Genomic DNA, 7921 nt, shown 5'->3' with positions numbered 1-7921 from the left:
GTAGCGCCGATGGTAGTGTGGGGTTTCCCCATGTGAGAGTAGGACATCGCCAGGCTTGATTTACGAAGCCGCTGTAGAGATACAGCGGCTTTTTGCTATTTCACTTTTCTGTATTATTTCTTTTCTTTCGCATCGTTCAGTTTCCAATCATATTGATAGTCGATTTTGCCCGAATAAAGAGATAGCTCAGGACGATACTGCGCAAGGTGAATAAGAAGATCTTCTTTATTACCAAAATCAACGGCAAACCAGTCATAAATAGAGGAGAGGATTAAGGTGTCATTGTTCAATGTTGCTCCCTTACTGCTGTTGATAAAGGTATGTGCTGCATTACTAAGTAGTTGTTCTGTGTTTTGTGCGGTAAAAGCTTGGGATTGCAGATTTGGGCAGCCTAGGCTGGCACAATTGACTGCATAATGGGTTCGTGGATCCTTCCAGATAGGGCGTAAAATTCGGTGCTCGATGTCATTGAGGGTTAGGGGTTGTCCTGCCACAGTAAAAACTTTCTCATCCCACGGCCCAAAACTGAATAGGCCCCCTAGTTTGGTTATGGACGCGACTGGGTAGTTATCCAAAATTAATTTCACTGTCAGAGCGTTGTAGAGATTAACCCAATAAGCATATTGCTCTTGGCGGTTAAATTCTCTTGGATCCAATTTTGACAGTTGATCTAAGTAATCATTGAGTAGCGTTTTATCTTCCTTTGTTACTTCTGCATAACGAAAGAGGGCGTTCTCTCCCACTTGGACAAGATTACGATCGAGGATGCTTTGCCAAGCTTGGTGAGAGATGGTTGCCGTATTACTGTTATTACTTGCTTGCCAATAAGCCCAAAGCTCAGCTTTGGGTGCAGCGTAAACTATGTTGGAAAAAATCAGAATACAGAAAGCGAAGAGTGTTTTCATATCAGAGTAACCTTATCGTGAGATTGTGATTAGCTAGACCCGATGGCAACGCATTTTCTTTCGCGATAAAAAAGGCTGCGATTTGGCAGCCTAGAAATGCTTATTTTAAGAAGCTCGGTATCTTGGCTTCATACTCCGCAATTTTTGCTTCGTGCTGTAGAGTCAGGCCGATATTGTCTAAGCCATTGAGTAGACAATGGCGACGGAAATCGTCAATCTCGAAATGGTAGGTTTTACCATTCGCGGTTACGCTCAGCGCTTCTAAATCGACGGTAATCGTTGCACCTTCCGTATCATGAACATAGCTAAAGAGCTCATCCACTTCTTGCTCGGTTAAACGAACGGGCACCATCTGGTTGTTGATCGAGTTACCATAGAAAATATCGGCAAAGCTTGGTGCAATCATGACTCTGATGCCGTAATCCGCTAATGCCCAAGGTGCGTGTTCGCGCGAGGAGCCGCAACCAAAGTTCTCTCTTGCGAGCAAAATGCTAGCGCCTTGGTAGCGAGGTTGGTTCATCACAAATTCTGGGTTGGCTTTTTCACCTGCATCGTCCAAAAATCGCCAGTCGTGGAACAGATGTTTGCCAAAGCCAGTGCGATTCACTTTTTGCAAAAACTGCTTTGGAATGATCGCATCGGTATCGACGTTGGCGGCATCAAGAGGAACGACTAAGCCGGTGTGTTGCTGAAATCCTGACATGGGGTTCTCCTTGAATTAAAACTGACGAATATCGACGAAGTGACCTGCAATCGCTGCGGCGGCTGCCATTGCTGGGCTAACTAAATGAGTGCGACCATCACGTCCCTGACGTCCCTCAAAGTTGCGGTTTGAGGTAGACGCGCAGCGTTCTCCTGGCCCTAAGCGGTCATTGTTCATGGCTAAACACATTGAGCAACCCGGTAAGCGCCATTCAAATCCTGCTTCAATAAAGATCTTATCTAAGCCTTCCGCTTCGGCTTGCGCTTTCACTTGTTCGGATCCGGGCACGATCAGAGCTTGGACATGAGAGGCGACTTTTTTCCCTTTGGCTACCGCTGCCGCAGCGCGCATATCTTCGATGCGCGAGTTGGTGCATGAACCGACGAACACTTTATCGACCTTATAATCGGAGAGCATTTTGCCGGCTTCAAGTCCCATGTAAGCCAGAGCTTTTTCTGCTGAGCTGCGTTCAACAGGATCGGCAAACTGGCTAGGTGATGGGATTGGCTCATCAACGGCAATCACTTGGCCTGGGTTGGTACCCCAAGTCACTTGCGGTTTGATTTCACTGGCTTCAAGCGTCACGATGGCATCGAACTGTGCATCCTCATCGGTTTTTAAGGTTTGCCAATAGTCGACAGCAGCATCCCAATCACTGCCTTGTGGGGCAAAATTGCGGCCTTTGATGTAGTTGAACGTAGTTGCATCAGGGGCAATCAAGCCTGCTTTCGCACCAAGTTCAATCGCCATGTTACACACGGTCATGCGACCTTCCATGGAGAGATCGCGAATCGCTTCTCCACAAAATTCCACGACATAGCCTGTACCGCCAGCGGCAGTTGTTTTACCAATGATCGCCAGTACGATGTCTTTAGCGGTGATGCCGGGAGCCACTTTGCCACGCACTTCGATTTTCATCGTCTTAGCGCGGCCTTGCTTTAGGGTTTGAGTGGCCAGTACGTGTTCTACTTCGGAGGTGCCGATCCCAAAGGCAAGCGAGCCGAATGCACCGTGAGTTGCGGTGTGTGAATCGCCACATACAATCGTCATGCCGGGGAGGGTAATACCAAGCTCAGGCCCCATCACATGCACAATGCCTTGGTACTTGTGGTTAATGTCGTACAGCGTGACGCCAAACTCTTCGCAGTTTTTGGAAAGCGTTTGCATCTGGATGCGCGCCATTTCACCTGAGGCATTGATGTCTTTAGTAGTGGTGGAGACGTTGTGATCCATGGTCGCGAAGGTTTTGCTAACTTGGCGTACCGGGCGACCTTTTTCACGCAAGCCATCAAAGGCTTGTGGAGAGGTCACTTCATGGACTAGATGACGGTCGATGTACAAAATCGGCGTTTCACCCGGTGCGGCAACCACCACATGGGCATCGTAAATTTTTTCGTAAAGAGTTTTGGCTTTTGACATTGCTTCTTCCTTGAGCTCAGTGAGCTAAAGAGGAGTGGGGTAACCCCACTCTCAAACTTATGAATTCAAAATATAGCTTGCGATTTTATCGCCCATTGCTGAGGTCGATAGGGCTGGTTTATTGCCTGCGAGATCCGCCGTCAGTTCACCTGCTGCTAAGGCTTGGCTAACCGCGTTTTCAATATCACGCGCTGCCGCTTCTTCACCTAAGCTGTAACGCAGCATGAGTGCCGCAGATAAGATCTGCGCGACAGGGTTGGCGATGTTTTTGCCTGCGATATCGGGCGCGCTGCCGCCCGCCGGTTCGTACAAGCCAAACTTGCTTTCATTCATACTGGCCGAGGGGAGCATGCCCATAGAGCCTGTGATCATCGCGCATTCATCAGAAAGAATGTCGCCAAAAATGTTCGAGCAGAGCATCACGTCGAACTGGGCTGGATCTTTGATAAGTTGCATGGTGGCATTATCGATGTACATGTGTGAAAGCGCGACATCGGGATACTCTTTGGCAATCTCGCTGACCACTTCGCGCCACAGTATTGAGCTTTGCAGCACGTTAGCTTTATCGATAGAGCAGACTTTCTTACGACGCAAGCGAGCCGACTCAAAGGCGATTCGCGCGATACGTTCAATTTCAAAACGGTGGTAAACCTCAGTATCGAACGCTTTTTCATGAGCGCCTTCACCTTCACGGCCTTTGGGTTGACCAAAGTAAATGCCGCCAGTCAGCTCACGCACCACCACAATATCGAAACCGCGGGCAGAGATGTCAGCACGTAGGGGCGAAAAGGCTTCCAGACCTTGGTGAATCTGCGCGGGGCGCAAATTACAAAACAGTTGGAAGTGCTTACGCAGTGGTAGCAAAGCACCGCGTTCAGGTTGTTCGTTAGATGGCAGATGTTCCCATTTTGGCCCTCCGACGGAACCAAACAAGACCGCATCCGCTTCTTCACAGGCACGCAGAGTGCTTTCTGGCAGTGGACTACCGTGGTTATCAATCGCAATACCACCAACATCGTGCTCTTCACGACTGAAACGAATGCCGTGTTTTTGCTCAATCGCATCCAACACTTTGTGGGCTTGTGCCATCACTTCCGGGCCGATGCCGTCGCCGGGTAATAAGGCAATTTTGTAATCTCTGTCTGTCATGCGAGTCCTTTATGATCGATTTTTAAGTTGTGTTTGTGTCGCCTAAGGTTCTTGAATACTGAAGCTACTCAGGGTTAGCAGTAACTTCAGTAGAGCTAAGGAGTATGAGCATTAAACCGTAGCGACGCTTTTTTTCTGTTTAATCTGGGCGATTTGATCTGCGCGATGAATGCTATTGATAACATGCAACAAGGCTTGACCGGAAGCTTCAACGATGTCGGTTGAGACGCCGGTACCGTGATATTTACGTCCTTTGTAGTTAGCGATGATATCCGCTTGACCAAGACCATCTTCACCTTCGCCTTTGGCGGTGAGATCGAATTTATCGAGTACAATCTCATACCCTGTGATGCGATAGATACACTGATATAACGCATCGACTGGACCATTACCAACAGCGGCTTCGCATTTTTCTTCACCGCCACACAGCAACTTAATACTGGTGGTGGCCATCACGCTACCCGATTGCACGCTCAAGTAATTGAGTTTGTAGAAGTCATCCTCTTCACGCAAATTAGAGAAATGCATCAAGGCCTCTAAATCGTAATCAAACACTTGGCCTTTGCGATCTGCCAGCTTCAAGAAGTCTTCATACAAGGCATCCAAATTGTATTCATTTTCGTTGTAGCCCATTGAGTCCATATGGCTTTTCACTGCGGCACGCCCACTACGACTAGTGAGGTTCAGTGCTTGGTTTTTGAGGCCTATCGATTCGGGAGTCATGATTTCGTAGGTATTTTTGTTTTTGAGCATGCCATCTTGGTGAATGCCCGAAGAGTGGCTAAACGCATTGGCTCCGACAATCGCTTTGTTGCTTTGAATCGGCATGTTGCATAGCTGGCTGACAAGCTTGCTGGTACGGCTGATCTCGTCGTGTTTAATGCCTGTGGTTACCCCGAGCAACTCTTGACGGGTTTTGATGATCATCGCGATCTCTTCCAATGCACAGTTACCCGCACGTTCGCCAATACCGTTGATGGTTCCCTCTACTTGACGCGCTCCCGCTTGAATAGCGGCAATCGAGTTAGCTACCGACATGCCTAAGTCGTCATGACAATGCACGGAAATGATCGCTTTATCGATATTGGGCACTCGGTTAAACAGCGTTTGAATAATGCCACCAAATTCGCTCGGCACTGTGTAGCCGACCGTATCTGGAATATTGATGGTACGCGCACCGGCATTGATCGCGGCTTCGACCATACGGCACAAGTTATCGATAGGTGTGCGGCCAGCATCTTCACAAGAGAACTCCACATCATCCGTATATTGACGCGCATGTTTCACCGCTTTGACTGCCATTTCGACGACATCGTCATAGCTGCGGCGCAATTTGTCTTGTACATGGATAGTGGATGTGGAGATAAAGGTGTGAATACGAAAGGCTTCGGCGACTTTCAAGGCTTCTGCCGCGGCATCAATGTCTTTCGCAACGGCTCGCGAAAGGGCACAAACACGGCTATTTTTGATGTTTTTAGCGATGGTTTGTACCGATTCAAAATCGCCCGGAGAGGAAACAGGGAAACCGGCTTCGATAATATCTACCCCTAAGCGCTCCAGTGCGTAGGCGATTTGCAGTTTCTCTTTTACCGTCAGGCTGGCAGACAAAGCCTGCTCTCCATCGCGTAATGTGGTATCGAATATAATCACCTGATTGTTCATGTTTGCTTCCTCGCACTGAGAGTTAACGGCTAACTTCCTGAATATTGTTGTAAAAATCGGCTATAAAAAAACCCGCATCAGCTGCGGGTTTTTTATCTTGTGTGGTGTTTTTCGTCCACAGCCTACCCGCGTGATGGTTTCACGATCAGTAGTAGGCCTAGCAGGAGAGAAAAACGCATTGTCATCTGTAACAATCCACACAATTAAGTTAACAGATTAGTACCGTACTCGACACAATGCGTCAACCCCAAAGTTGATTTTTTATTCAGCATGACTAAATTGTGTGCCCGTTTGTCACCATTTCGACAAACAATTTTCACCTGACTGTCATTTGCTGCCGATAAGCTCAAAGCATCACCTCACCAGAAGGAAGGATGTGTGATGCGAGCTATGGAACCGATCGCTAAACTCGATTTAGCTTTTTCATTACTCTGCTTACAGCATAAGTACAATACGCGAGTCGCGAGGCTCAGTAAGTCAATTTCTCATACAGGAGATGGGCACCTTTACGCGCTGATGGGCATTCTAGCTTGGTGGTTAGATGAGACTCATGGGCTGCTGTTTCTCGCGGTTGGCCTGCTTGCGTTTGCTATTGAATTACCGATTTATTGGTTGCTGAAAAACAGTTTTCAGCGCCGACGTCCACAAGAACTTTCCGCCTTAGTCACGGCTTATATCACGCCGAGCGATCGCTACAGCTTACCGTCGGGACATACCGCTGCCGCCTTCGTCATGGCGACATTAATTGGTTATATCTATCCTCATTGGTATGCCGTCGCACTTTGTTGGGCAGGTTTAATTGGCTTGGCGCGAGTGTTATTAGGCGTGCATTTTCTAAGTGATGTGATCGCTGGAGCTTTGCTTGGGATGGGCAGCGCAACCTACGCAATGAGCGTAATGGAGAAAAGCATTTGAAAATACTGTATGGCGTTCAAGGAACCGGGAATGGGCATATTGCGCGTTCAAGAGCCATGTGTGCGGCACTTAAGCAGCAGCAAGTTGATGTGGATTATCTGTTCTCAGGACGTCCTGTTGAGAAGTATTTTTCAATGGAATGCTTTGGTGATTTTGCGACTCGACGAGGACTGACCTTTGCCACCGAAAATGGCCACGTCAATTACGTTAAAACGTTACGTAAGAATAATCTGTTGCAGTTTTGGAAGGAGGTGAAGCGCTTAGATCTTTCTGGTTATGACCTGATTTTAAACGATTTTGAGCCAGTGACGGCTTGGGCGGCCAAATTACAAAATATTCCCTGTATTGGAATTAGTCATCAGAATGCCTTCTTGTATCCAGTGCCATTAAAAGGTGCTTCTTGGCTGGATAAAGCGATCTTGCGGCATTTTGCGCCAGCCCAGTACCATTTAGGTTTACATTGGTACCATTTTGAACAGCCGATTTTGCCTCCCATTATTTATGCGCCGGAGCAGCCGCTGAGTCAGCAGAACTTTATATTAGTCTACCTTCCATTTGAAAATGTGAATGAAATCTGTGAGTTACTGTATAGATTTACCAATATTCACTTCATTTGTTATCACCCCGAGGTGCCAGAAAACGAGTTGACGGAAAATGTCGAACTGCGTCGTTTGCATCATGGTGATTTTCAGCATCATTTACACCAATGCAGCGGAGTGATCACCAGTGGTGGTTTTGAGTTGCCTTCGGAAGCTTTAGCGTTAGGCAAAAAATTATTAATGAAGCCATTGGCTGGCCAATTTGAACAGGTGAGTAATGCGGCAACCCTTGAAACACTTGGGCTGGCAAGTGTGATGGAGTTTCTTGACCCTGCCTGCTTACGTCTGTGGCTTGATGAGAAACAGGCTGAGCGAGTGATCTATCCCGATGTGGCTCACTTTTTAGTTGAATGGATTCTCAAGGGGAAATGGGAAAATAGTGAAGTACTTTGTCAGCAACTTTGGCAAAAAGTCGATTTCCCCAGTTACGCAATTTTGGGTAATGAACTGACTAACCCAATGAGTCCTTCGTTAAAACATTTTTGACGTGAATATTAGTGTTCAGTAAAGGATGTATCTATTGTTCAAATTAATAATTAATAAAAACCCATTAAAAATGCATTTTTATA

The 7921-nt window shown here is 47.2% G+C and carries 7 protein-coding genes; 2 read left to right on the top strand and 5 right to left on the bottom strand.

The window, feature by feature from the left end; all coding sequences use genetic code 11:
• Positions 1-113 precede the first annotated feature (113 nt).
• The 5 genes from GOU96_RS16125 to leuA form a co-directional block, all read right to left on the bottom strand.
• Positions 114-905 (bottom strand): DUF547 domain-containing protein, encoded by a 792-nt coding sequence (locus tag GOU96_RS16125; protein ID WP_258501354.1) that lies wholly within the window; start codon positions 903-905, stop codon positions 114-116.
• 100 nt (positions 906-1005) lie between these two features.
• Positions 1006-1608: a 3-isopropylmalate dehydratase small subunit gene (gene leuD, locus GOU96_RS16120; protein WP_000012775.1), complete on the bottom strand. Its 603-nt coding sequence runs from the start codon at positions 1606-1608 to the stop codon at positions 1006-1008.
• Between the two features lie 15 nt (positions 1609-1623).
• Complete coding sequence (leuC, locus tag GOU96_RS16115; protein WP_175247941.1) at positions 1624-3027, bottom strand: 3-isopropylmalate dehydratase large subunit; 1404 nt, start codon at positions 3025-3027, stop codon at positions 1624-1626.
• Positions 3028-3084: 57 nt separating this feature from the next.
• On the bottom strand, positions 3085-4176 hold the full coding sequence (gene leuB, locus GOU96_RS16110) for a 3-isopropylmalate dehydrogenase (protein WP_267783097.1): 1092 nt from the start codon (positions 4174-4176) through the stop codon (positions 3085-3087).
• Positions 4177-4287: 111 nt separating this feature from the next.
• Positions 4288-5838, bottom strand: coding sequence for a 2-isopropylmalate synthase (gene leuA / locus GOU96_RS16105; RefSeq protein ID WP_001064850.1), 1551 nt, complete (start codon positions 5836-5838; stop codon positions 4288-4290).
• Positions 5839-6219: 381 nt separating this feature from the next.
• Between leuA and GOU96_RS16100 the strand changes: the two genes are divergently transcribed.
• Positions 6220-6753 (top strand): phosphatase PAP2 family protein, encoded by a 534-nt coding sequence (locus tag GOU96_RS16100; RefSeq protein ID WP_001882150.1) that lies wholly within the window; start codon positions 6220-6222, stop codon positions 6751-6753.
• On the top strand, positions 6750-7838 hold the full coding sequence (locus GOU96_RS16095; RefSeq protein WP_001893712.1) for an MJ1255/VC2487 family glycosyltransferase: 1089 nt from the start codon (positions 6750-6752) through the stop codon (positions 7836-7838). Before GOU96_RS16100 ends, GOU96_RS16095 begins: the two co-directional genes overlap by 4 nt.
• The last annotated feature ends 83 nt before the right edge of the window (positions 7839-7921 follow it).

The sequence above is a fragment of the Vibrio sp. R-1 genome, from assembly GCF_035615595.1.
Lineage (GTDB): Bacteria > Pseudomonadota > Gammaproteobacteria > Enterobacterales > Vibrionaceae > Vibrio > Vibrio cholerae.
This window is presented reverse-complemented; position numbering and strand designations above follow the sequence as displayed.